The organism is Chryseobacterium sp. JK1 (genome assembly GCF_050632815.1).
Lineage (GTDB): Bacteria > Bacteroidota > Bacteroidia > Flavobacteriales > Weeksellaceae > Chryseobacterium.
The window spans coordinates 458,196-484,722 of the sequence record NZ_JBODRU010000003.1; the positions used below are offsets into that span (position 1 = coordinate 458,196).

The window sequence follows — 26,527 nt, forward strand, 5'->3', positions numbered from 1 at the left end:
AATTTGCACCACTAAAACAAACAGAGACTCATGGTGTAGCGGTAACACTACTGATTTTGGTTCAGTCATCTGGGGTTCGAATCCCTGTGAGTCTACAAACCATCCTTTTTAAGGATGGTTTTTGTTTTATATCGAAAAGTATTTCTTATCATATTCAACTTTTTCGGATCAGGCGCAAAAATTGGAGGTCACGCAAAGATTTATTTGGATCAGGTTCAAAAGTTGGGGGCTAAGCAAAAAGTTTGGTTAATCTGAATAGAAAAAATGTTCTGTCTTTCACGCCTCTGAGCTGCATCCTGAAGTTTTTAATTTTAGCATTGAAAGATTCAGCCGCTGCATTAGTGCTTCTTTTATCAAAATAATTTAGAATATCTCTGTAATGTTGCATTATAGTCTTTCTTAAAGTGGAAAAAGAGGTAAAATCTGCTTCTTCCACATTTTTAAACCAATGAGCTAGTTTAGTCATAGCTACAGATTTTGTAATGTGCTGATTATAGATTTTTCTTAAGCTGTCAGTTAGCCAATACGCTTTTTCCAGGTCAGGATAGTGAGTAAAAAGAACGGAAGCTCTTTGTCTCTGGGACAGCGTCCATTTCTCCCGGCTCTTGTAAAGCAAATATCTGCTTCTTGCCAAAAGCTGTTTCCGGGAATCTCCATTTTCAAAAACTTCTGTCTTTAGAATTTGATCTCCATAGGCTTTTGCAAGAGCGTTATTTTCCATTTCAATGGCTTCCCAACGATGTTTGATCCTGATTTCCTGAAGGGCTTCCAGGGCAAGTTTTTGAACATGAAAGCGGTCGATCACCTGGGCAGCACAAGGAAAGCATGTTTTGGCAATACGCTTCATGGAACCTGCTATATCCAGGCTAATCTCATTCACCTTCATACGAAGTCTTCTGCTGATTTTTAAAAGATGGGCAATGACAAAATCACTCTGAGTCCCTTTTATAATGGCTACAATACTTCCTTTTCTCCCTTTGGCTCTTTTGGAGGTAAGAACCGTATAAAGTTCTCCATCAGAAAGTGCTACTTCATCCAGAGATAGAGATTCTGAAAGATTTTCAGGATAAATGATCCAGTCCTTTGCGTGAGATTTTTGCCCCCAGCTATGATATTCACTGAGGTTATTCTTGTATTGTCTCTGAAAAGTCTTGCCTTTGATACCGAAAAATTCGGATATAACTTTTAGAGGAAGAGCTTTAGTATCGGCTAATTTTTTTTAAGAAACCTGCAAAGTCATTGGTCATGCGTGTTCCTTTGGCTACAACACCCCAATCTCTCTGTAGGATTTCACCTGAGTGCTTATCAGTCCATCTTCTTCTTTTCACATGTAATTTGACAATTTTACCTCTTAATGGATAATCATCTACAATAATTTCAGGCAGAAAACCTTTAGACTCTAATAATCTATCTTGTAATTCATCAGGAATGCTGCTTTTTTCTTCAAAATAAATATGAAGTTCACCATTATGATCCTGGAATTTGATGATATCAAAGTGCTCAACTAAAAATTCCGGAAGTAATACTTTAAGAAGTTCGTGATCGCTTACCATAATACAAAGATACGCCAACTAAACAGTTCCCCCCAACTTTTGAGACTGATCCGACTTTTATACTGAATGTTATTTCTAAAAAATCTATCCTCTCAAGCTTTCCTCGAATTTTTCAATATTTCGACAAACTCCTTCTATGAATCAAACGATTTAATTATTCAATACAAATTGCGTTATCACTGTTCATAGAATCTAAAGATATTTCCTTTTTATAAACCATTTATTTTATTAAAAACACAGCTATTATCAACAAAAATAAAACCATCTCTAAATGAGATGGTTTTATGAATGAATCTTTTATTTTACTGTAATTAATAAAATCTTTTTCTTTTTTCCATTTAAATGAAAACTCAATAACAAAGAATCCTTAATTTGATCATCTTTTAAATCCATTATCCTTAAAAATGGAATACCGTAACCGAAATCTGAGGTTATTTGTGAATTAACATCAATATTGGAATTTATAAATACATTTTTAGATTTCTTATTAACCTTTAGAACCAGTCTATAGCCTGAAAGTTTATTAATATCCAGGTTGCTGTTTTTATAATTCCATCTCTGTTCCAACCAACATTCGTCTATTGCATAATCTTCTAAAGAATCAATTATTCTGTTTTGAGGAATAAATTCCTTTAAAAATACTTTATTATTTTTAGACTCGGCAACTGAACCACTTGCATCATCTCCATTAATTTTTTTATTATTACAGCTACTTATTAGAAGAATTAGAAGACTCAGTAGTAACTTTTTTATACGGGCTAACCCAGTTTCCATTATATTCAAATTTAAATTGATAAAACATTCTACTTGGTGATACAGATATATCAATACTTTTAAATCCTGCAGCTTTCATACCTTTATAAACTACTGCTCCACAATTATGCAAATATACATGATAGTAAGCCTATGCATCTTTATATGCTGCAGATATTGCTGCCTGAGCTTGTTTATAAGTAACATTATATTCCAAACGTGATTCATATCTTCCAGACAGATCTTTCAATAAATCTGTAGTGAAAAAAGTGCAACTGATAGAGCAGTTGGACGAAAAGGAAAAGAGTCTATCTTTAGTATTTTCGATATGGCACTCTACAATATTAAACTAAAAAAACACTTTCCAATGCGCTGGCTTTGTAAATAAAACTTCCCGCCTTTCGGCGGGAAGTTTTATTGTAAATCATTTATTTTTTTGGAACTCGAATCATAAAATTTCCAAATATTTTCATCGACTAATATATATTCAAGAGAGTCTACTTTAATTCCTTTATATGCTGAATTTTTATATTCAAACACTTTATTATAATAAATATTACTCTTCGCATCATAATTAATTTGATTGACAATTTTATTTTTTACAATTCCATCTTCTTTGACAATCTTTGAAATATAATTTCCTTTTTTGGAAAAATATGGAACATACTCTTTTATCTGGATATTTTGAGATTCATAATATGATTCTTTTGATTTATATAGAATATTGAGCTTTACTTTAATTTTATCTTTAATTGGAGCTAGATTCATATAATATATCACAGAACAGCCCGTTCCGCATCTTCCATAATAATAATAATCCCATTGGTTGTTGTTTTGCTTAACAATACTATCTTTTCCATAATAGCTTCCAATATTCTGAATACTATCGATAATTATATCATCTTTGGTTAGGAATAATGTGGATCTTCTATTTATTTCATCAAATTTTGTAAGAAAATTATACTTGCTTTTAATCATACAGCTATTGAAAAAAACATAAGCTGAAAAAATTAGGATTATTTTTTTTATGGCCATTTCTTATTGGGGTTTGTATATTTAAAAAATGTTGTTTGTCCAATCTCAGCAGTAATTACATATGCTCCACGATTGTAAGCTCTCCAGTTAAAACCAATGTCACTTTTATCTTTTTGCCAAGTTGCATTCCAAATGTAGGCTCCGTTTGTAATTCCTGGTTTTAAGTGCCACCAGTTAGAAAGTGCTTTGGATGCTCCTATAAATCGAGAATAATAAATATTATCAGATTTCATATGAAGTAGATCTGAAAACTTCATATCCATTATTTTATTATAAATACTACCTCCTATAGCATCATACTGACCTGCACCTCCAACATTATCAATGAATCCCCCCGTTAAATCGGCTCCTTTATGATCTAATCTATTCAAAATAACTTCACCAATTCCCTGAGCCTCAGATACATTATTTGAAGATTCTCCTATGACAGTAGCATAATACTCTTGCATTCCTTCATAATCATAAGTTTTACCATTTTTCGTATAAGTTTTCTTTGTAGGATCATCCATAGGATGCATCCCGTGATTCAAACCAGCAACAAAATCTCAACAGCGATAACAATCAATTATTAACCAAAAACTCTACTTTTGAGTGTGCCTAAAGCGGGGAAGATTACAGTTTCACTAAAGAGCTACTAATTCCTAATTCTTTAGCAACTAAGGAAAGCGAATGATGTCTTTGTAAAACCTTAACAACACAATCTGTTTTAAATTCTAAACTATACTTTTGATTTTCCCATAAAAAATACCCCTAAAAAGTGTCTAACTTTTTTGGGGTAGTCTATTGGCGAGCTTTTCTATTTTAAGAAGACTCTGTCTATATCTTTTAAAGATTATTATTTTGAAATAAAGCGATCATAGTATTTTCCTGTCTTTTTAGCATCCAGCCTTCCGACTATTACTTCGGTAGAACTTTTAGAAAGTTCCAATCCTGGTCTTAATTTTATATGTTGTCTCTCTCCAATCGGCAATTCCTTATCATCTATCGTATCTTGATTAAAGTTTGCAATGTCAATTAATAAATTTGCAAAAGACTTCAATCCAGTCGGATCACCATGTATTAGAACTTCATCCCATTCAGATATCTCGCCTTCGAATTCATCCGTATTATGTATCACGAAAATATCTAGATTCCCTTTTATTTTAATATTCATTTTTGATTTATATTTTTATTTTATAGTAAAATCAATAAGTTTGTTTTGAATCAAACATTGGTTTCGGATTAACTGTTTCCATCATAAGAGGTGTTACCATAAATAAAGGAGTCAATCTAGAAGCAGCCACATCTAAAAATTTCAATCCTCCATATATAATTGTTCCTATGGTAACGCCAATGGCAATAGGTTTCACTATTGGATAAACATTTGTATAACCTCCACCTTTTGGTTCTTGTCTGTCCCAATGAGGAGCGTGTGTTCCACCATGATCAGTGGGAACCCATACCCTTCCTTCTTTATCTAGCCAGCCTGACCCTTTTCCGTTTGGATTTTTAACTTTCCTGTCTCCTCCTTTTGGAGATTTATATTCAGGATGATCAGGAGCATTTTCTTTCAAATCTTTCAACGTTTTTCCATTTTCAGGATCATCTCCACCATTATCATTAGCGAAAGGACTGTCAGTAGAATGCAGCCCATGATTCAATCCAGCTACAATTCCTCCAATCACAACTCCTTGCCAGAAATTCCCACCGGTAAGCTCAGCTCCAACCCCTCCGGAAAGGGCTCCAAAGAATACCGTCCCTACAGTTGTATTAGCAGCTCCTTTTGCAATGGCTCCAAAGGCTGATGCGCCTAAACTACCAAAGAAACCAGATGCAGCAGAGCTTAAAAAAGCTTCTCCTTGTACAGAACTTAATATACCTTGTGCAATAGCATGGGTTCCAGCTTGTACTATAGCAAGTCCTACATTTCCAATAGATTCTTTAAGAACCTGTGAAGCAGTAGTTATACATCCTCCTGCTCCGGAGAACAAACTTCCTATTCCAAAAGTAACAGCCCCAGAGATGGCTCCTGTAAAGGTTGCCTTAAAGGCTCCTAATAAGTTCCACTGGTCAAAATTACCTGTTACTGCCAGACTTAATGTATAAGCAGCCAATCCTACAGCAGCACCAATAATTATAGCTTTCACAATTGCTGCCATAGAAATACCTAAGAGAGTCACAATTTCTTCTCCTGTAGGATCATTAAACATCAACGGATTGTTCATCACATACCCATATTTATTATAATTCTGAGTATTGGTAGGATCCTGAATATTTTCATCCGCATTTAAGAATCTTCTTAGTAACGGATCATACAATCTTCCGTTCATGTGGATGATTCCCACCTCTGCAAAATGCTCATGGCTGGTATATCCTCTGTCTACTAATAACGAAGTACTGTCTATTATATTTTTATCGGTAATAATTGCTCCGTTTCCAATCTGAAGGTGAGTAAAATTACCCCAGGCATCAAAATGTCTTTGCTCCAGTTTATTTCCTGCTTCATCACTAATAGCTAAGATACTACCTAAATAATCTTTGTGCAAGAATTTATATGAACCGCCAGATTCTTCGTAGTTCTTTAAATAAATAATATTACTTTCATATGGAGATCCTCCTATATAAAGAATATGCTTTTCTTTACCAGTTGTGTTATCTTTTACTACTTCAAAACTTCCATCTTCGCTATAGAACTTAGTGAATTTACCCTCTTTGTCAGCATCGAAATTTCCACCATAGGTAACGCTCTGCCTCATGCTTGTCAATCCATACTGGAAAGCCACATCTCCTTTTTCACCATCAATAAAGACAGGATCATTATTTTCGTTATAGGCGATACTTTGAATAAGGTCATTGTTATAGTTTTGAGTTCCGGCAGCATTCAGAGTCATTCCTGTAGGCTGATAGATCTTAGATGAGTTTTCATACTTCATAGTTCCCACCTGATCATTTTGTATTATTCTTCCCTTAGCATCATAAACGTTTCTGTTAGGAGGAGTAATGCCTGTAACAGGATCTGTCCAACTTACAAGCCTGTTATTATCATCATAATTAAACGATTCTAAAATATTGAAGTCTCCTGAAGTTCTTCTGCTTTTCAGCTCATTTCTCACTCCATCAAAACTATATCCCAAATCCAGGGTTCCAGCTTTAACTGGTGAAGAATGATTCACACTTGTTAAGAATCCGCTATTATCATAGGTATTAATAATATTGGCTGCCCCTAGCTTAGCATTTAGGACTTGTCCTTTTGCATTAGCATCTTTTATTTCCCATAATATTTTCCCGGAATTTTTATCTTTTATCTGAGACAATGCTCCATTCCAATCATTGTATATATTTTCAATATTTACCTTCGTAAATACTCCTGATGAATAAAGGCTTTTTTCATAAGCAACAACTCTTCCTTTATCATCATAAATAATTCCTTTCTGAAGAAAGTATTTACCATTACTGCTTTCTGAAGAAGACAATACTCTTCCTTGCTGATCAAAAGAAATATTTGAACTATAAGATTTTCCTTTGGAGGTTCCATTTTTGGAGATTACTCTTCCTTTATTATCATAAGCATAAGTAATTATTTTATCAGTTGCCTGACCATTATCTACCGTCGAAATTTCTTTCTGACTAATCAGCTGACCTACATTATTATAAGTATATTCCTTTGTCCCTTTAGGGCTGATTGTTTTTTTAGGTTGTCCAAATCCATTGTATTCATATTTGTACAATCCATTGGATGGATCATTAAATTCTGATTTACGTCCCCAGTTGTCATATTTAGTCGTAACAACATTCTCTGCGTATTGAGCTTTAATCTACTCACCTGCAGCATTGTATAAAAATGTTATACTTCCACCTTTGTCTGAAGTAGAAACTACATTTCCTAATGCATCTGCTGTTTTAGTTGTAGTTCTTCCATATCCGTTTACTTCTATCACAGAAGTAGTATTACCAGATACTAAAGATTCCATTTTTTTCCCGGCAAAGGAGGTAATTAAACCTTGAGCATTAATTTTTGCTAAGCCTGTGGTTGTTACCTTAGTAGGAAAAACAGTGTCATCGTAAGTATTAACATTCCATTGGAGATCACCTGGCAATTCTTCAGAAGCCTGATCAAAATAAGGTTCACTCTCGCGGATTTTTCTCCCTAATATATCATATGCTGAGGAAACTGCGACAAATTTATCCTGCCCTAAACTTTTTGTTACTTTTTTATAGTCTTGCCCCAGTCTATTGGTATATTTTTTTGAAATATTTCCATCAGCATCGTATTGAATCAAAGTGATATTAGAATGAGTATCTCTTACATATTGATAGGTGGTAGTTCCTGCTAAATTAGTTTTTGATTTTAAGAGTTTCCCCCACTTATCATAAGTATTCTCAAGAGTATTTCCTAATGGATCTGTTTGCGTGGTTATCTGTCCCCAATCATTATAGTCAATGTTTGTTTCAAGTCCCAGATTATCCGTTTTCTTTACTACAAATCTTCCTTTTGGATCATATTGAGCTATTTTTGTTTGGGTTAGTGCATCTACGCTATTATTTGCAATTGTCTTCAGAACATTTCCAAACCCATCATAATCATAGGTTTCTAATACATAACCTGAATTATCTCTATTCCATGTTTTTACAGTTTTAGCTAAGTTACCATCGTAGGTATATTCTACTTTAGCAGATTTCACATCTCCATATGCCTTTACCATATTGGTTTGAGACTTTAAACGGCCAATGAAATAATCAGAGCCAGAAGCTGACGGGTTATGATTGTAGTCAAAGGATGACGTTGTTACAGCATAATTATTATTAACATTTGATATTGTTTGTGCAAGAAGGTAATACTCTCCGTAAACAATACTATCTGTTGTAAGGGTATTCGTTAAAAAGTCTTTTGTAACTGTAGATTTTGGCACCAGAGCAGTTACAATCTTTGATTTTTCTACTCCTGCAGTATTGGCAATTACCTGCCCATTTAAAAGCTCATCTTTCTGATAGCTTATCGATTTAAAATTTAAAAGTTCGTTATTACTTTCAGAAATATTTGCCGGGAAAATCTTATTGTCATCATTGGTTTTGATAGACCATTCTTTAAGAGTTACGCCTTCATTTAGCGGATCTATTTCTGCTCCGGACCATATTTTTGTATTTTCAAAACCGTCTGCATACCAGGTAGAACGGGCTGTTTGCCTATATCCAATAACACCTTTACCATGGAGGTTAACAATCAGATCTCTATATTTGAAGTCTTGTTTTCTTCCTTCTTCTTTAAGTTGGGTAACGATAAAGTTTTGAGGCATATGCTCTACCTGAACATATGGATAGGTCTGAATTGTTGTCGGCTTATAAAATTTCGCTGTTGCCGTATCATTGGCATCCAATTCATTATATACGATTTCAGTTTTGATTCCTCCCTGATTAATCGCATATATCCTCTCTCTATTTTTTAGATCATAGTAAGTATAACGGGATACATGGTTTTCTACTTTTACAAAAAAAATATTCTCCTCTTTATTGATGCGAAGTGACACATTCATTGGGATCCAATGAGCTCCAATCTGAGAATACATTCCCCACGGATCTTCTTCATATTTTGTTTCAAACTTAATATTCCCGTCTGCATCAACGCCTGTAGATTCAATAATTTTGAAACCTCTTCTTGAGTCTTGATCATTCCCAAATTTATGGGCTTTAAAAACCTGTGATTCAAAACGAATCAGATCACTTTTACCATCCCCATTCAAATCTTTGGCAAAATGCCAGATAGCAACCTGTCTTTGATAAGTTTTATCAACTATCTGAACTTCTTTAGTATAATATGAAAAGTTATTAAGATTCTGAATTCTAAAATCGGATGAGCTATTCCCATGAGGAAGTGTTTTTCCCGGGTTAATGTACAATCTCCAGTTGGAAGTATCAGCACTGTGAGGCACCATAAAGTCCATTTTAGCATCCCCATTGAAGTCACCAAAAACAACACCAGCAGATTCTCCGTCAAAAGAGATATAATTGGTTTTCAAGACATATTTACCTGTTTCATCGGTTACAAAAAAATTACTATTTATATTATTCTTTGTAACCTCAACTAAATTTTCTTTTCCATCCCCATCAAAATCCATGGTCATTCCTACTTTAAGGAGATCTCTAGGTCCGGAGCCTATCCAGTATGCGTCATTTACGGACGTGTTTGGATTAAGCATATAAAAATCATACTGAGTATAGGATTCTACAGGTCTATGAATCGGAATAGTAGGAGTGCTTCCATCTATTATATTGGGGTCGTCAATTGGTCCATTATATGGATAAATCGTCATAATTGTTTCTACCGAAAACATAACTTCCGAAAGCCCATCTCCGTTCACGTCTATATCTCTGAATTCTCTTACGTATGACTTTGTGACAGTAAGATCATCTGTCGGGTTATTTCTTGGGTCTTCATGACTTTTATCATATAGCGAAGAAGGAATTGCTTTAGATTGATTCAGAACATACTGCTCATTATTCAGAACATATTTATCAAATTTAATTTGACTTGATTCTATTTTATGTGTATACAGAGACTTTACTGGTCTCATTTTATCATTAACCAATGTGGAATTAATCGCTAAAGCGCCGGCTAAATTGATATCAGAAACCCTTACTTTCTTTGCCCCAAAGAAATTGTTATAAGTAATATAGGTTCCGGCTACTGTAGGTTGTATATAATCGCCTTCTCTTTCACAATGCCCATAATCATCATATTGTAAGCATTCATAGTAGCCATCTGCTGAAGATTGATAAGTTAAAAGATCTAGATATCCATCTCCATCAAAGTCTGCAATATTTTTACTGTCTAAATCTAGGTTATTAGAGATTTCTGAACTTTTAATGGTAGAACTATCGGGTTTTCTGTCAAATTTTACAGGGTTTGCAGATTCTCCATTTGCATTCTTTTCCGTAATACTATCTACAAATTGATAATTCGTATTATTACTGGTATACTTTATCTCATAGCTTTTAAAAATATTTGAGTTAGCTTTAACAACAATTTCATTAAGAAGTTTATCCTGATTATAATAATACCCTTGATGATATGAAATTTCTTTTACGGTTCTCTCAATATTATAGTTAAATTGAATTTCATTAAAATGAGGCTTATTGAGTTTTTCATTTCCTCCCCATTTAATTGTTTTAATTTTACTCACTCCTCCTGCTATGGCAGTCTGTGATGCAATATTAGAATTTATTTCATACTCATAAGTAATATAGTTTCCCTGTGCATCCATCCACTTTACTATATTGTACTCCATGGATGTCCTTCCCGCATTTGAATGCCCAGGATCATCATACACAGTATCTCCATACCATGCCTGTGAGCCATCTTCAAAGGTCACCTGGAAGAGCATAGGCCCTTGAATCCCATTTCTTGTTCCTAAAGACTTAATTTTAATATTCGAATATTTCTCGGTCACATATTCTGCACCGTTTTTACCATATTCCCCGGATTTTAAAATCAATCTTTGTCCATTAAAGCTATAATAATCAGAATAATCCATCATTATTTCTTTAACGTCTTTGTCCTTGTCTATGTTTCGCCCCATTCTGGAAATGGAAGTAATTCCCATTAGATTCCAACCATATCCAGCAATCCCATTACCCGCACCACTGGTATAGATCAGACTTACTTGGGGTGCAACTGTTTTTATTCCCGGAGGTAAAGCAATGGGTAAGGTAAATTGTAACTGCCCACCTCCATTAACCTCCATTTTTCCTTTTGTATCGTGAAAACTTTGTTTATCCGGCGCTGTTGTTCCACTTGGATTGTTCGCTCCGGCATTTGAGTTAGCAGGTCCTCCTCCCGAATTTTCTGTTGTGGGACCAATTTTTGCTACAAAGGAATTCGCTCCCCCTGCTTTAGCATAGAATCCCTGAGCCATTACCACTGTCTGTGGATCCTGAACCGTCCGGGATACTGTTTCTGCCTGATACAGTATGGTCTGTGAAAAAACCAACACTGAACACAACGACAGTATCAATGATGAAATAAATTTCATTTTTAGTGTTTATAATAATGTTTAATAAATTTGAGAATATCCTGAATAAAGAATAATTTCAGATGCTCTTATCTTTGAAAACCTTCCTCTAAGTCTATCTTTTCGTAACGTTTCTACCAAAGACTCTTCCATCTTTTAAAGTGAAACGGAGAATATAAACTCCCCAATCATATCCGGTCATATTGATTTTGACTTGACGGTTCAGTGCTGGAATATTCTGTTGCTGAAATTTCCAATGTACAGTACTATGCTGGTAGAGAGAAACAGATTCTATAAGTCCATCTACTTCTTCAGTCCAGTCAATTGTAAGATAATCATTTACCGGAACCGGATAAAGTCTTATTTGTTTCCAGAATGCTTTTTCATCCATAACAGAAGTATTTTGTATAACTACAGCTGTTTTTGCCTGTTCCTGCAATCTAGATTCTTTTGGAGCCATTTCTTCTGATTTTTTACCAGCAACATTAGTCCCCCTATATATCTGATTTCCGGCTTCATCATATTTGAAGTAAACCTCAGTTTGTGAAAACCCAAGAAAACCTGTTAACAGAGAAAATAACGAAAATAATTTTCTTTTCATTTTTTATTTTTTTTGTTTAAAAGTATTTGAACTTGTTTCTTCAGTTCTTGAATTTCTTCAGATTGAGATTTTAAAGTTTCATTTTCGTTCTGAAGTTGTTTAAGTTGTTTATTTTGTTCAATTGAATAAAGAGTGAGTTCTTCTATTTTTTGTAATAATTTTATTTGAAATTCACCAACATTTACCCCTTCTTTTTCCATTACTTTAGCAGAAGCAATTTCGGGAAGATGCTTTTTCTCTTTAATATGTTTTTCAATATCTTCTAATTTTGGAAGATCATAATCTTCAGCGAAAACAAAGTCTGCGGTAGGTGTTAAAGTTACTTTTACTTCCTTCACTTCTAATTTACCATTTAATAAAGCATTTCCACTTGGCATAATAGCCATCTGAACTTTCTTACTGGTAATAAAATTAATTGCCCCAGAATTTGCATTGGACGGCCCTTCATTTTCAATATTAAAATCTCCATAACTTCCATATCTGAATCCGGAAGCTGTATATCCTGAGTTTACTTCCAGATTAGCATTAGTATGGTATCCGATACTGATCATATTACTTCCTCCTGATTGTCCTGAAGCCAGAAATCTAGCCATCACCAAATTTTGATTGTTACTATTTTCTTTAGCAACTTCGAATTTTGTTTGTGGATCACTAGTTCCTACTCCTACATTTCCGTTACCATTAACAACAAATTTTCGATCGTTATAATCCCCTTTAGAAACCGCCCATTGAGTCCCATGCAAGTCTCCAAAAAACCACCCATTATCACCATTAAAATTCTGAGTTTGAATTCCTCTAATAAAACCACCGTCATTAACACTCCTTTTCAAAAATATTGTAGGAGAGTAAGAGAGTACCGTAACTTCAGTGAAGGTTTGTTGCTGTTGTGCAAATACAAAAGATGAGGCCAATAAGGCCAACGACAATAATCTTTTTTTGTTATATTTTATATACTGAAATTTTTTAATTATTTATTTTTAAATCAATAATAAAACTACCATCTTACATACGTGGTAGTATAATGTAAGATTTCCCGACGTATTTTCGGCTTTTCTAAATTTTATGGAGTTGTTTTATTTGATATATTCTATTGCACACCTTCTTAGGTGTTAAAGATTACACCCTGAAAAAAAATTATATTTTTACAAGGTAGTAGTATGAGAATTAGTTTAAGATTCATAATTTGTGTTTTTTCAAAAACAAATTTAACACTTATTAATAAATGTTAAAACCATATTAATGATTTTTAATGTGAGTTTTATCATTTATTAGCGCAAAGGTATTACAATGAAGTGACAGAACTTGTCGTAACAAATTCTAATCAACATAAGGATGTAAAAATATAATTTAGAATTAAATAAAAAAAGACCTTTCTAAAGGCCTTTTATATAGAGAAACACTATTTTTTATTTTCTAAGATCATCAATCTCCTCCTGTATAGATTTTATTTTATCTTTCAATTCCTGACTGACTTTTCCAGGAAAATTTTTCACTTTTCTCAGATCCAAAGCGAGCATAATGGAAGCGATTCCCATGAAAATAAAGGAAACTCCAGTTAAGGTAACCAAAGAAATTCCGGTAAATATGGGGTTAAATATGAGCAATAGAGAGAATATAATTCCACCAACGCTGGCCAGAGCAACATTTCCCCAACTCATTATTTTCATACTCTTCAAATCAAAAGCAAAACCGAGTAACTGGAAAGAACGAAACAATAAGGTAAATCCAATAACAAACGGAAGGACTGTCATGGAAATTTGAGGATTTGCGATAAGGTAAACTCCTATTGCTGTTGTGAGTAATCCGCTTACCAGAAACCATCCCCAGCCTTGTAAAGATTTGCTGTTTTGCAGGGAAAAGAATATTTCTGTAATTCCTGAGAATAAAAAAGAAACGCTAAAGAAGATAGAAAGTGTAACATACGTTGCCAATGGTACACTGAATACGTAAAAACCACAGATCAGGAAGAGAATTCCGAATATCAAAGGGATATACCAATGTTTTACGGTGTTGGTAAGGGTTTGAAATAAATTAGCCATAGGTGTATTTTTAGATTTTGCCTACTTTGTGTAACGGTATTCGGCTTGTCCGTGGGTGTTCCAAACGGGCTATAGTTTTCACCCTAATTTGAAATACTACCATTACTAAGGTACAAAAAATAAAACATTTAACGATCAGAGATGGCTATGATTTGTATGCAGGAAGTAGATATTTTCAACATAAAAAAACATCGAAAAACAGGAATAAGATTATCTCTTTTTTGTTTTCCGATGTTTCGCATTATCTTATTTATAAAAATCTATTTCAAAAGATTTCCGGCAGGCTGCTGCTGGGTAACACAGTGTACCATTCCTCCATTTTCATATAGATTTCTTACATCTATTCCTACTACTTTTCTGTCAGGATATTGCTGCTGGATTATTTTATTGGCAACACTGTCATTAGGATCTCCGTAATTTGGAACCAAAACTACGGTATTGGCCACATAATAGTTGATGTAAGAACCTTTTTCATCAAGCTGTTTTCCGTATGCCGTTTTTACTTTGTTTTTCGTAGCCGGAAGGTATATTTTTTTGTATTCTTTCCCTTCAGTATTGGAAGCTTTGTACAGAGTATTAATATCTTTATCAGACAACCCAAGTTCCAGAAGATCGTTCTCCTTCATGGTAATCATTGTTTGAGGATTGATAAACTTCATAAAGCCATCAATATGCATATCTGTAACATCCAGCCCGGTAACTCCGTCCAGCCATATCACTTTGGATACTCCGTAATAGGTTTCAAACATTTCTTCTGCTTCTTTCTGGGTAATTCCCTTGTTTCTTGTTGACCCTTTTTTCTGACTGATCACAGAACTTTTACAAGCCATCAGAACTCCTTTTCCATCGGTTTCTACAGAACCGCCTTCGTTTACCATTTCTTCATTCAGATCAATAACTTTTACGCCAAGATCTTTACCAATGCGTGTCGGGATTTCATCACAATTCTCGGAATCAAATTTCTCTCCCCAACCATTGAATCCCCAATCTTCAATCAAAACACTTCCTTTATTGTCTTTAACGAAAATAGGTCCGTTATCTCTGATCCAAACATCATCTGTAGGATAAATTCTGAAATCTACATTCTTTAAAGGAACTTTATTTTCTTCCAAAAGATGGATGATTCTATTTTTTTCTACAATATCATAAGCGATGATATGTACTTTTTCTCCTGCTTGTAAGTATTTTGTCATATCAATCCAGGTCTGCTCCACTCTTTTACGGTAGGTGTCACCATGTTGATAATGATGAGGCCATTGAAGCCATGTTCCTTCATGACGTGAGGATTCTTCGGGAAAGTGATACGTTTGTGCCATAATTCCTAGATAACTAAGGATGAATGTAAGGGTGAATAATTTATTCATATCATTAAAATTTTTTTCCTATAAATACACCGAAATTAATTTCAGTGTCAAAGTGGGTTCCGGTTTGAGAAATATTGCTTCCTATTCCGAACTGCATTTTCTTTTGATTTTCGATACCTAAGCGAATGACCTGACTGCTGGATTGATGTTCTTTGAAACTGAAGTCTGATTCTACAATCAGCATCGTGTAAAGATTCAACCGTTCATTGATTTTGGGTGTATATTCTAATAAAGTATACAGTCCGAATCCAAATTCCTTAGCGTTTGTAGAGTAAGTAAAAGCCGGAAAAACACTGATTCCGAAAGTATCGTTTTCTTTTCCGTACGCCAATCCTACCGAAGGCATTATATCCTGATCTGATAGGTGAACTCCTGCTGAAACACCCAGATTTCTTCCAATCCCATAATTAAGGTTTTGGTAAATTTCCGGACTCACTTTTCCGGAATGATAATCGTATGCAACGGTACCAGATGCAAAATAATTCCATTTGGTTTTAAAATCTTTAGAATAAATTCCCAACAGTTCGGTTTCTTTATTTCCACCATACGCCTGGACTGAAATCTGAGACTTCGCGCAAAAAGAAAATAGTATCAAACTCAAGGAAAATACATTTTTTATCATTGTCTTATTTTCTTAAATTTTACTCCGTAAACAATAATTACTTATCATTTACTGGTGCAAAATTAGACCTTAAAAAAAACAAAACTTGTCCTAAAAAGACAATCTATTCATACAGTGGAAAATAAATATGAGTAACTTTTTCACCGTTTTCTGTTTTTGCATATTCTTCAATAACGTCGGAATTATCAAGCAAAAGACTCTGTTCGGAAAGCCAGAAACGATAAAATGAACGATAAGTTTCTAATATATTCTCATGCAATCCGTGATGGATAAATTTCACATATTTTCGGCCAAAAATTTCTCTTTTAAAAAATCCTTTTAAGTCATGATCACAAGTTACGGCAGCGCCATATCTGCAATGGAAACGATCGGTAATCAGAGGTTGATCGTGAATAATCCCGTATGCTGCTTCAAAAATTTCATCTTCCGGTTCTATTTCTTTCCACAATGCATCAATTTCCGCATTATTGTAGTCTTTGGTTTTGATAAATTTACAATATACCGTCACCTCATCTTTGAATTTGATCTCAAATTTCAGATTCAAGTTTCCGCTTTCTATAAATTGTTTGAAAACATCCTGCTTTTGTTTTCTTGCTTCTACCGGAGAAACGGAAAATTGTTTTTTAAAGGCTTTTGAAAATGACTGAATGTTCTCATATCCAACCTGCCATGCAATTTCAGAGATTGTGTTTTCGGTATAGATTAGTTTTTTATAGGCATTTTCAAGTTTAAGCCGTTTCTGAAATCCTGAAACCGTCTCGTTGAAAATTTTGAAAAAGATACGCTGAAAGTTTCTGTAAGAATAATGAGATAACCGTTCTATTTCGTCAGCAGTGATCTCCCTATCAAAATTGTTTTCAATATGGTCAACGATTTTTTGGATCTCACTGAAGCTGGCCTGCATTTCTGTTATTTTAAAGCTATGTTATCTTTAACATCTAATGCAATAATCGGGCGGTTTTTTCTTTCTTATCTGAAAAATATTTGTAGCAATAATTTATAGAAGCAAAGACAAAAAAAGATGAAAATCATAGTGATCTTCATCTTTATAAAAACATAATTGTTCTTTTTTATATAATTTAGTTTGGTTTGTAAAGTTTATACATGATAAATAAGAAGGCAATCCAGACCGGGATCAAAATAACCTGAATCTCCATTCCTGTAATGCTCATCAGAGCCAGAATAAGTACCAAAAATATAATACAGATATAATTGGATATCGGATAAAATATGGATGGGAATTTTGACTGAGTTCCTGATTTATTAATTGATTTTTTGAATTTCAAATGGGTATAGCAAATCATCAGCCAGTTGATAATTAACGTAGAAACTACAAGCGCCATAAGGTATTCGAATGCTTTTTCCGGTACCAATTTGTTGATGATAATACAGATTCCTGCAAAACATGATGATACAAGAATAGCATTAATAGGCACTGAATTTTTGTTTAGTTTCTTTAAAAATTTAGGGGCATTTCCCTGCTGAGATAACCCGAAAAGCATACGGCTGTTACTGTAAACACTACTATTGTATACTGACAGAGCAGCGGTAAGAACAATTAAGTTAAGAACATTCGCAATCAATGTATTGAACTGAATGACTTTTCCAAAAACACTGAATTCAAGGCCATTTAAATTTTGAAAAACCATTACAAAAGGGCTTGATCCTTCTGTAATATCTCTCCATGGGCTTAGCGAAAATAAAATAACCAATGCCCCCACATAGAAAATTAAAATCCTGTAGATCACCTGATTGGTAGCCTGTGGAATAGTTTTCTCCGGATTTTTAGCTTCAGCAGCCGTAATTCCGATCAGTTCCAATCCTCCGAAAGAGAACATGATCATTGCCATTGCAGCAAATAATCCTGAATAACCGCCTTCTGTTTTATTGAACAATCCTTTTGGAAAGAAACCACCATCATTCCACAAATTGGTAATAGTTGCTTTTTCTCCTCCTGTTCCACTTATCAGCAAATACACTCCGAAGATGATCATGGCAATAATGGCTACTACTTTGATAATGGAAAACCAGAATTCAGTTTCACCATACACTTTCACTGAAGCAAGATTAAGAGCATTGATTACCACAAAGAAGAATAAACTGGAAACCCACAGCGGTACTTCCGGCCACCAGAAGTGAATATAATGTCCGATGGCTGTAAGTTCAGCCATACTCACCAGAATATAGAGAATCCAGTAGTTCCAACCGGAAGCAAAACCAGGAAAATTTCCCCAATATTTGTAGGCAAAGTAGCTAAAGCTTCCCGAAACCGGTTCCTGAACTACCATCTCACCCAGCTGACGCATAATAAAAAAAGCGATGATACCCGCTAAAGCATAGCCCAAAATAACGGATGGTCCTGCCAATACTGCTGCGGGTCCAATTCCTAGGAATAACCCGGTTCCGATGGCACCTCCAAGGGCAATTAACTGTATATGTCGATTTGTTAATCCTCTAACTAAAGTCTCGTTTTTTTCTGTTTTATTTTCGTTGCTCATTGAGTGAATTATTCGGTCGCTAAATATATAAAAACTTTTCAGAGAAATTCACATTCCATGGGGTAAATTGAGAATTCACAACGCAATGACCTTTTCTGTTTTTAATTCAATATAGGCTTAGATATTTTTTGATCGTAATAAAAGTATTGATATTGATTAATTTGTAGGGAATGCATAAATAATATTCTCACTCCAAGGGCCTCCAAATCTATCATAAAAAGTACCTGCCTGAGGTATGGATAGAATGAAAAACCTCAACAGTTTGATAAAGTTTATTTTCACTAAGAATGATAGGTTAGTTCGCTATTTTATATCCGTAAATGGATGTTGCTGTTACCTGATATTCTGTTCCTGCTCCATTTATCTGAGCTGCTGAAGCCATACTTACGGTCTCATCCTTATTCAAATGAACAACAGCGGAAACAATTCCTGATGCAAAGACTCCCGGATTGGTATGGTAATTCTGTACCAGCTGGTTATTTGGAGTGGTTACAAAGTTTTTTACTAAATAAAGTATACACCATTGAAAGCTTGGCTGCCCGGAAACTTCCGAATTGTCAAATTGTGCAGAACCATAAATCATATAATATCCATCGGTAGGAGCTTTGAATCTTCCCGACGACAGATCCAGCACATTTGCCGTATTGATCTGCATTCCCTGATTATATTTTATTTCAGTCTTTACCCATGATGGTGTTGTCGTAGCGGTACAAGTCTGCTTATAGGCATTCTGCTGTGCGGAAGAAAAAAGGTAAGTATCATTCACCGCAGGCATCGTATTTGAGCTTGAAACCAGTACAAGCTCCCAAGTAGTTCCCGCAACAGTTCCTTTACTCACTAAAAATGCATAATATCCTGGAGGAACGGTAATGGTAGAAACTCCGGTTCCGCTTGTATTCTGATCATCAATCAATTCTGCGCCACCAGCTGAAATCGTGAGTGTTTTAGTTCCTGTATTTTTAAAATGATAGGTACGGCCGGCAAAGTTTCCTGTTCCGCTGATGGCAGGTGGTAAAGTAAGAATCCCGTCAACGGCTCCATTATAAGCAATGTAATAATCATTGTTGCCAACAGTTCCGCTGGCTGTCATCGTTTTGTAGGTCGCGGCAAATGAACCGTTAACCGTTAAAGTACTCCCCGGATTTGGGGTATTAATTCCCACATTATTCACCTGGGCATTTACCGTCCAGCTCATGAAACCCGCAAGAAAGGTACTGAAAAGCATCTTTTTTTTCATAAACAAATATGTATTTAGAATCTAAAGGAAATCCATCGCTACCTGTGATCGGTAATTTTTTAATGGAAATTTTCCTGGCACTAACCTACTCCGAAAAATAAATTTTCGAAGCATGAATTCTGTACGTATTTATCCACAAAACTGTAATGGTTTTATGACATTATGGTATAGTTTTTTAATGCATTTCGTTATAAATCTCCAGCAGTTCAACAAGGTTGGTAATCTTGAGTTTCTGATAAATTCTTCTTTTATAAGTACCTACTGTGGATTCTTCGATATTAAGAGTATTGGCAATTTCGAGATTTCCGTTTCCTTTTGCCAGAAGGTTAAAAACCTGCAGTTCTCTTTCTGATAAAATATCGGATGTTTTTTTCCCGGCATTTCCTTTCATCAACGAAGCTATTGTTTCGGATGTGTAATAAAAGCCATCTTTAAAAAGGGCTTCAACAGCTTTTACAAAAATCTCCGGATCGCTCTGTTTATTTAGAAAGCCATTAGCTCCTTCTTCAATGTATTGTAAGGCGATATTTTCTTTGTAAGAAGTAAAAATAAGAATCAAAATTTCTTCGGAAATATTCTTGATCTCTTTCACCATAGACTTGAGAAGGCTTCCGGGAAGTTCGATATCAAGAATCACCAAATCAAATTTTTCTGTTTCTATTTTTTGTTTTGCTTCACCATATGTTTCGGCAAAATGAATTTCGAAATCATCAAAATTTTTCTCCAGAATCATTGCCGTTCCAATTCTTACCACATGATGATCATCTGCAATCAGTATTTTTTTTATCATATTTTAATTCGTATTTTAATGATGGTTCCTTTCGGTGTATTTTCATGAAAAAGTATTTCGGAATCAATTTTTCTCATAAGCTGAACAACCATATGCAGGCCTAATCCGTAGTTTTTAAAAATCAGATGTTCTTTCTCTTTTTTCTTAAAAAGTCCGGAATAATACATTCTCTGTTCATGGGACATTCCTGTTCCGGTATCGGCTACCGAGATTTCAAGATAAGATTCTGAGGAAAGGGATGTGATAATAATTTCTCCATTGGATGTATTTTTCACCGCATTGTCTATAATATTATGAAAAACAGCAAGAAGAATATTTTTGTTCAGCTGAACCGTCTGATGATGATCGCAAAAGTTGTAAATAAATGTATTGTTCTTCAACGCAATTTCTTCAAAAAGTAATCTTTTGGTTTCAATGAGATCATAAACGGAATAGAATTCTGAGGATCTATTTTCCTGTTTGTAGAGTTCAGTATATTCCTTAAGGCTTAATGTAAATTTATAAAGCTGTTCAGAAGTTTTGTAGATACTGTCGAAATATTTTTTCTGAACCTTTGGATCTTCGGACTGATTGAGTTCCTGAGATAGCAGAGATATAAATTTCACAGGCGTAGTAATATCATGACTTATGCTTTCTACCAGTTTTTTCTGATAGTCTGATTCATTTTTAAGCTTTGTACTGGCTTCCTGCAGTTCTTTATCTTTATGAACGAGAGTATTTGTCAACACTCTGTTTTTTAATCTTAAAAAATTGGTTCTGGTCTGAATAAGTACGATAACGATTAAAATGACAATCCCCACGATCAAAAGTTTGAACAGCAAAGTCTGATAAAAATAAGCTTCTATTTCTACGGGAATACTTTTGTAAATGTATTTTCCTTTTTCTGAAGATAAATACCTTACCAACAGAGTATAGGTACCAGGCTCAATATTGGCTAACCGGAAAATTTTATCATTTTTAATATTAATCCACGAGCTATTTTCAGCATCTACAAGCTTAGCCTGAAGATTTATATTATCCAGATCGGAATAGTAAGGAAGATCTATGTAAATTTCTGCACTTTTATAACCGCATTCTAAAAAAAGCCGATTGTTCAGTTGAACCATTTGTCCTTTTATTTTTGCTCTTTCCAAATAAATATCCTGAGAGCCCGGATAATAGGTTTTAATATTTTCAGGAGTAAAGAATACGAAGCCTTCCATGGAAGGAAAAACAAATTGTCCGTCTTCCAATGCATGAGCGCAGGGATTCGCACTTCCGTTGAATTCATTATTCAAAAAACCATAGCGCTTGGTGTACCGATAATAGGAAAAAGTACCTTTTGAAGTTTCCATCTGCTGTAAGAGAAGCTGTTTATTGGCCTTAAATAGCCCATTGTCGGACGAGATCCATAGGTTAGAGTTTTTATCTTCCAGAAGGTAATGGGCATTAGCCAAAAAATCATTTTTATCTGTCGGAACTTTGATTGTTCTCTGATTTTTTAACAGATACACTCCTCTTCCATAAGTGGTCAGCCAGATATGTCCATCTCTGGTCCTTATTATCTGTTTTACCGGAATATTTTTTCCAATCTGCTTTACAATTTTATTCTGTGAAAGAGAAAAAACATAAATTCCGTCACTGCTTCCCAAATAAAGAAGATCTGCATTATATCTTAAAACAGCATCTATATTATCCTGACAGAAAATAATCCGTGAAGTTTTTCTAAAATCATCATGATCGAATATATAGAGATAAGACTTTTTACCTTCCACTACAGACGCCATATAAAGACCTCCGCTTTTATACAGACCATCAATTTCTTTTCCTTTAACAGCTATAGAGTCGTACTTTACAAATTCCGTATTTTTATATCTTATATGAATCGAATTATTTTCCCTGTAAACAAGATTTCCTGCATCATCCTGAAAAATATACCTTTTATCGTAAGATTGTGGTGCAGAAAATACCCTTTCTGATTTTGTGCTGTAATATCTGATTCCTTCTTGGGTAAGAACAGAATTATTTCCAAAAGGAATAGAAGCATAGCAGACCTCATCCTGATAAGCTAAATTCTTTTTTGAAACAGAAAAATCTGACAGGCTGAGTATTTTAAGTCCGTTAATTGAACTTCCCACGTACAATTTCCTGGAAACCTCATCAAAAAACATCGTTCCGGAAATCTCTTTGTCTATCTCTTTATATTCCAGAATGTAAGAAAGCGTCAATTTCCCTTGCGAGAAAATGCTTCTGTATATTTTACCATGGCTGATCATAAATGCCTGCCCGGTTATTTGCTGCCAGTATATTTTGGTTTCAGGATCAGTATACATTGATGGAGCCTCTATATAAGAATATTTTCCTTCAAAAAGCTGAAGGATTCTCTTACTATCTATATCGGCAATAAAAATATGATCACCGTGGGCAAACAGTCGCTTCAATCGATTGCGTGGGAGCTTCAAAGGGATTATTGAACTCTTTCCACTTCTATTATCCACATAAGTAACATTATCATTTTCAAAATAATAAGATCCTTTATCGGTTTGAATAAAATAAGAATTTATATAAGAGATAAATCTTACGGTGATATTATTTTTGACGAGTCTTTTATAAATTTTATTATTTCCGGAGCCACCAGGATTAAAGATTCCATTCGAAGCAATGCTTTTAGGTTGTCGGTGAGAAATCAGCAGAGCATTCTTTTCAGAGTCATTGAAAACTGCAATGCTATCATTTTTGATATTTCCATAAAAATCACCAAAACTTAAATTCTTGAATTTAAAATTTTTATACTGTACAAAATTGCTTCCATCATACCGAAGGATTCTACCTTCCGTAGAAAGCCAGATAAAACCGTACTTATCTTTCACAATATCCTTGATACTGTTCTGGGGTAATCCGTTATCCATATTATACCATTGCATGGTATAGCTTTGCCCGTAGATGCATAGAGAAAGTAAAAGTGAAATAAAGTATAAAAGCTTCATTCAGTGGGCCAGCATTATATTAGCAGCAAATATATTGTAGAAAATTAAAATTATTGTAAATATTTATCCACAATGATGTGAATTTATTTTTACATAATTATTTATTAATACTTTATCAATTATAATACATTTGAAACACCCAATACTTGTTCCCCGTTCCGGCTACTGCAATCAGGCATATTGCTAGAAACACAAGATTTTTCCAACACAAAAAAATATGACCTCCTTCCGTAATTGAAGAGGTCATTATTTTATAGAGATTAAAGTAGAAGGTATACAGCTACAACAATTTTATAGAGTGGCTGTTGTTTTCATTTACAAATATTCTTTTGGGATCGATATATTATTCTTTTTCAGGTGTTCCAGAAGGCTTTGGTATTTGTCTTCATATTCATCATTTCCACACTTATGCGAAATACTGCAGATATCGGAAGGTTTGATGTCTAAAATATCTGATATTTTAGTAAGGATTTCCAGGTTGATCTTCACCTTAGAATTCTCAATGTCGGAATAGGCTTTTTGGGAAATCCCCATCTCAAACGCCATATACTCCTGCGTAAGATCTCTGCTCCTACGTATTTTTCTGATATTTTGACCACACACTTTCATCGTTTTTGTTTTAGTAGTTTTCGGTATATTTTAGAAGATTATCTATTAGCCTCTAACAAAGTTAATAAATACCTTTGGCAAAACATTATACACGTTACATGATATTTATTTTCAACATAGAAAAAGCCACAAAATAGGACTTTTTCAGAGAAAATATCACTTCGGTAAACACTATTGGAATTTATGGAGACGCAAAAATTTAATTATGACAATAATATTGTCAGAGCATTCCTCTATGCTACTATCGCATTTGGACTTGTCGGATTTCTGCTGGGGCTTACAGCCGCATTGATGCTTTTTTATCCTGAACTGCCTGAATTTTTATTCGGCACTGATGATACTACTATTAAAAGTTTAGCTTCGGGGAATATTCAGGGACTGATCAACACACAGGGAGCGATGGGCTTTGGAAGGATCAGAATGCTTCATACCAGCGCCGTTATTTTTGCTTTTGTCTGTAATTCCTTCTTCTGCGGTGCTTATTACAGTATGCAGAGGCTGCTAAAAACAAGAATGTACAGTGATACCCTTTCATGGATTCACTTCTGGTCTTGGCAGATTATGATTATCAGTGTAGTAATCACCTTCCTGATGGGAATCAATACTTCTAAAGAATATGCTGAACACGAATGGCCTATTGATATTCTGATTGCCTTCTCATGGATCATTTTCGGGATCAATATGTTCGGAACCATTGCTAAAAGAAGAGTAAGACACTTGTATGTAGCCATCTGGTTTTACCTAGCAACATGGATTGCCGTTGCAATGCTTCACATCTTCAATAATCTGGAAGTTCCTTTATCTTTCACAAGCTGGAAATCTTATTCTGTATATGCAGGTGTAAAAGATGCATTAGTACAATGGTGGTATGGTCACAATGCGGTGGCATTCGTATTAACCACTCCTGTATTAGGTCTTATGTATTACTTTATGCCAAAAGCAGCACAACGTCCGGTATTCTCATACAAATTATCCATTATTCACTTCTGGTCGTTGATCTTCGTATACCTTTGGGCCGGGCCTCACCACCTGCAGTATACAGCTTTACCAGCCTGGGCTCAGGCCGTGGGAACAGGTTTTTCCATCATGCTTATTGCCCCGTCTTGGGGAGGGATGCTGAATGGTTTGCTTACCTTAAGAGGAGCATGGGACAAGGTGAGAGAAAATCCTATTCTTAAATTCTTTGTAGTTGCTGTTACCTGCTATGGTATGGCTACTTTCGAAGGACCGTTATTAGCAACAAAATCATTAAATAAAATTGGTCACTATACCGATTGGGTAATTGGTCACGTACATTTAGGAGCTCTTGGATGGAATGGTTTCATGGCATTCGGAGTGGTATATTACCTGGTTCCAATTATGTGGAGAACAACGCTTTGGTCTAAAAAACTGGCCAACTGGCACTTCTGGCTGGGAACATTAGGAATCATCTTCTATGCCGTTCCTATGTATATTTCAGGATTTACTCAGGGATTGATGTGGAAACAATTCAACCCAGACGGAACTTTATTATGGAAAAACTGGTTAGATACTGTAACAGCCATTATTCCTTACTTTAAGATGAGATTCCTTGGTGGAGTTCTGTATCTGTCCGGAGCGGTTTTAATGGTGATCAATGTTATCAAAACAATTAAAGCCGGTTCATTTCAGAAAGAAGTTCCTGCTGAAGCTCCTGCATTGGCCAATATCGGCAGTACCAGAAAAGAGGGCGAAGGTGTACACTTATGGTTAGAAAGAACCCCTACTCTGCTATCCATATTAGCTTTTATTACCATTGCCATTGGTGGACTGGTAGAAATTGTACCTACATTATCTCTTAAACAGAGTGTGCCTACCATTACTGCAGTGAAGCCATATACTCCATTGGAACTTGAAGGAAGAGACCTGTATATCCGTGAAGGCTGTAACTCATGCCACTCTCAGATGATAAGACCCTTCAGAGATGAGGTAGTAAGATTTGAAGGAAAAAACGGACAGTATTCCAAAGCGGGAGAATTTGTATACGACAGACCTTTCTTATGGGGATCTAAAAGAACTGGACCAGATCTTCACAGAGAAGGAGGAAGAAATCCGGATTCATGGCACTTCAAGCATATGTACAACCCAAGAATTACTTCTGCAGGCTCCATTATGCCCCGTTTTCCTTGGCTCATTACCAACAAGCTGGACCGTACACAAATGGTAGATAAAATGAAACTGATGAAAAATGCATTTGATGTACCTTATACAAAAGCTCAGATCGATTCTGCCAACCAATGGGCACATAACCAATCCAAAGCAATTGTACAAAGAATTTACTCAGAAGCTACGGATGTAAAAGATCAGATGATCAAAGAGAAAACGGCAAAAGGATCGGCTTATGTTCCGCTTGAGCAAAGAGAAATTGTAGCGATGATCGCTTACCTTCAGAGATTAGGTACAGACATCAAAACCACTCAGATACAAACAGCCAGCGTAGAGTAATCATTAAAATTG

20 protein-coding genes and 1 tRNA gene are annotated in these 26,527 nt (G+C 34.9%); 2 read left to right on the forward strand and 19 right to left on the reverse strand.

All coding sequences use genetic code 11. From position 1 onward, the window contains the following. Nucleotides 1-24 precede the first annotated feature (24 nt). Nucleotides 25-95 (forward strand) — tRNA-Gln (locus tag ACQ76T_RS18720). 134 nt (nucleotides 96-229) lie between these two features. On the opposite strand, the gene ACQ76T_RS18725 is transcribed toward ACQ76T_RS18720, so the two are convergent. The 19 genes from ACQ76T_RS18725 to ACQ76T_RS18815 all read right to left on the reverse strand — a co-directional run bounded on the left by ACQ76T_RS18725 (nucleotide 230) and on the right by ACQ76T_RS18815 (nucleotide 24,052). Further along, complete coding sequence (locus tag ACQ76T_RS18725) at nucleotides 230-1,180, reverse strand: ISAon1 family transposase (RefSeq protein WP_431344822.1); 951 nt, start codon at nucleotides 1,178-1,180, stop codon at nucleotides 230-232. Between the two features lie 19 nt (nucleotides 1,181-1,199). After that, nucleotides 1,200-1,553: an ISAon1 family transposase N-terminal region protein gene (locus tag ACQ76T_RS18730; protein WP_431344769.1), complete on the reverse strand. Its 354-nt coding sequence runs from the start codon at nucleotides 1,551-1,553 to the stop codon at nucleotides 1,200-1,202. Nucleotides 1,554-1,850: 297 nt separating this feature from the next. Next, nucleotides 1,851-2,327: a hypothetical protein gene (locus tag ACQ76T_RS18735; RefSeq protein ID WP_431344770.1), complete on the reverse strand. Its 477-nt coding sequence runs from the start codon at nucleotides 2,325-2,327 to the stop codon at nucleotides 1,851-1,853. A 393-nt stretch (nucleotides 2,328-2,720) separates the two neighbouring features. Further along, a complete protein-coding gene (locus ACQ76T_RS18740) occupies nucleotides 2,721-3,341 on the reverse strand; it encodes a hypothetical protein (protein ID WP_431344771.1) in 621 nt (206 codons plus the stop codon). Then, complete coding sequence (locus ACQ76T_RS18745) at nucleotides 3,332-3,850, reverse strand: hypothetical protein (RefSeq protein ID WP_431344772.1); 519 nt, start codon at nucleotides 3,848-3,850, stop codon at nucleotides 3,332-3,334. The genes ACQ76T_RS18740 and ACQ76T_RS18745 overlap by 10 nt, the downstream gene beginning before the upstream one ends. A gap of 326 nt (nucleotides 3,851-4,176) precedes the next feature. Further along, nucleotides 4,177-4,494: an Imm32 family immunity protein gene (locus tag ACQ76T_RS18750; RefSeq protein WP_431344773.1), complete on the reverse strand. Its 318-nt coding sequence runs from the start codon at nucleotides 4,492-4,494 to the stop codon at nucleotides 4,177-4,179. A 31-nt stretch (nucleotides 4,495-4,525) separates the two neighbouring features. Next, on the reverse strand, nucleotides 4,526-7,048 hold the full coding sequence (locus tag ACQ76T_RS18755) for an RHS repeat-associated core domain-containing protein (protein WP_431344774.1): 2,523 nt from the start codon (nucleotides 7,046-7,048) through the stop codon (nucleotides 4,526-4,528). 87 nt (nucleotides 7,049-7,135) lie between these two features. Beyond that, nucleotides 7,136-11,347 (reverse strand): SpvB/TcaC N-terminal domain-containing protein, encoded by a 4,212-nt coding sequence (locus ACQ76T_RS18760; RefSeq protein ID WP_431344775.1) that lies wholly within the window; start codon nucleotides 11,345-11,347, stop codon nucleotides 7,136-7,138. Between the two features lie 94 nt (nucleotides 11,348-11,441). Next, nucleotides 11,442-11,927 (reverse strand): hypothetical protein, encoded by a 486-nt coding sequence (locus tag ACQ76T_RS18765; RefSeq protein ID WP_431344776.1) that lies wholly within the window; start codon nucleotides 11,925-11,927, stop codon nucleotides 11,442-11,444. After that, nucleotides 11,924-12,853: a hypothetical protein gene (locus tag ACQ76T_RS18770; protein ID WP_431344777.1), complete on the reverse strand. Its 930-nt coding sequence runs from the start codon at nucleotides 12,851-12,853 to the stop codon at nucleotides 11,924-11,926. The genes ACQ76T_RS18765 and ACQ76T_RS18770 overlap by 4 nt, the downstream gene beginning before the upstream one ends. A 480-nt stretch (nucleotides 12,854-13,333) precedes the next feature. Next, nucleotides 13,334-13,966 (reverse strand): HdeD family acid-resistance protein, encoded by a 633-nt coding sequence (locus ACQ76T_RS18775; protein WP_431344778.1) that lies wholly within the window; start codon nucleotides 13,964-13,966, stop codon nucleotides 13,334-13,336. Between the two features lie 260 nt (nucleotides 13,967-14,226). Beyond that, nucleotides 14,227-15,330 (reverse strand): agmatine deiminase family protein, encoded by a 1,104-nt coding sequence (locus tag ACQ76T_RS18780; RefSeq protein ID WP_431344779.1) that lies wholly within the window; start codon nucleotides 15,328-15,330, stop codon nucleotides 14,227-14,229. Nucleotides 15,331-15,334: 4 nt separating this feature from the next. Further along, complete coding sequence (locus ACQ76T_RS18785; RefSeq protein ID WP_431344780.1) at nucleotides 15,335-15,931, reverse strand: hypothetical protein; 597 nt, start codon at nucleotides 15,929-15,931, stop codon at nucleotides 15,335-15,337. Nucleotides 15,932-16,055: 124 nt separating this feature from the next. Continuing rightward, nucleotides 16,056-16,856, reverse strand: a complete 801-nt coding sequence (locus tag ACQ76T_RS18790; RefSeq protein ID WP_431344781.1) for an AraC family transcriptional regulator — start codon at nucleotides 16,854-16,856, stop codon at nucleotides 16,056-16,058. 175 nt (nucleotides 16,857-17,031) lie between these two features. Then, entirely contained in the window at nucleotides 17,032-18,450 is a 1,419-nt protein-coding gene (locus ACQ76T_RS18795; protein ID WP_431344782.1) for an amino acid permease, read from the reverse strand. 295 nt (nucleotides 18,451-18,745) lie between these two features. Continuing rightward, on the reverse strand, nucleotides 18,746-19,687 hold the full coding sequence (locus ACQ76T_RS18800; protein ID WP_431344783.1) for a hypothetical protein: 942 nt from the start codon (nucleotides 19,685-19,687) through the stop codon (nucleotides 18,746-18,748). A 175-nt stretch (nucleotides 19,688-19,862) separates the two neighbouring features. After that, nucleotides 19,863-20,477, reverse strand: coding sequence for a response regulator (locus ACQ76T_RS18805; protein ID WP_431344784.1), 615 nt, complete (start codon nucleotides 20,475-20,477; stop codon nucleotides 19,863-19,865). Continuing rightward, a complete protein-coding gene (locus tag ACQ76T_RS18810; RefSeq protein WP_431344785.1) occupies nucleotides 20,474-23,443 on the reverse strand; it encodes a sensor histidine kinase in 2,970 nt (989 codons plus the stop codon). The genes ACQ76T_RS18805 and ACQ76T_RS18810 overlap by 4 nt, the downstream gene beginning before the upstream one ends. A 315-nt stretch (nucleotides 23,444-23,758) precedes the next feature. Then, nucleotides 23,759-24,052: a helix-turn-helix domain-containing protein gene (locus tag ACQ76T_RS18815; protein WP_431344786.1), complete on the reverse strand. Its 294-nt coding sequence runs from the start codon at nucleotides 24,050-24,052 to the stop codon at nucleotides 23,759-23,761. Between the two features lie 183 nt (nucleotides 24,053-24,235). Here ACQ76T_RS18815 and ccoN point away from each other — a divergent pair, with 183 nt between their 5' ends. Then, nucleotides 24,236-26,515 (forward strand): cytochrome-c oxidase, cbb3-type subunit I, encoded by a 2,280-nt coding sequence (gene ccoN / locus ACQ76T_RS18820; RefSeq protein WP_431344787.1) that lies wholly within the window; start codon nucleotides 24,236-24,238, stop codon nucleotides 26,513-26,515. The last annotated feature ends 12 nt before the right edge of the window (nucleotides 26,516-26,527 follow it).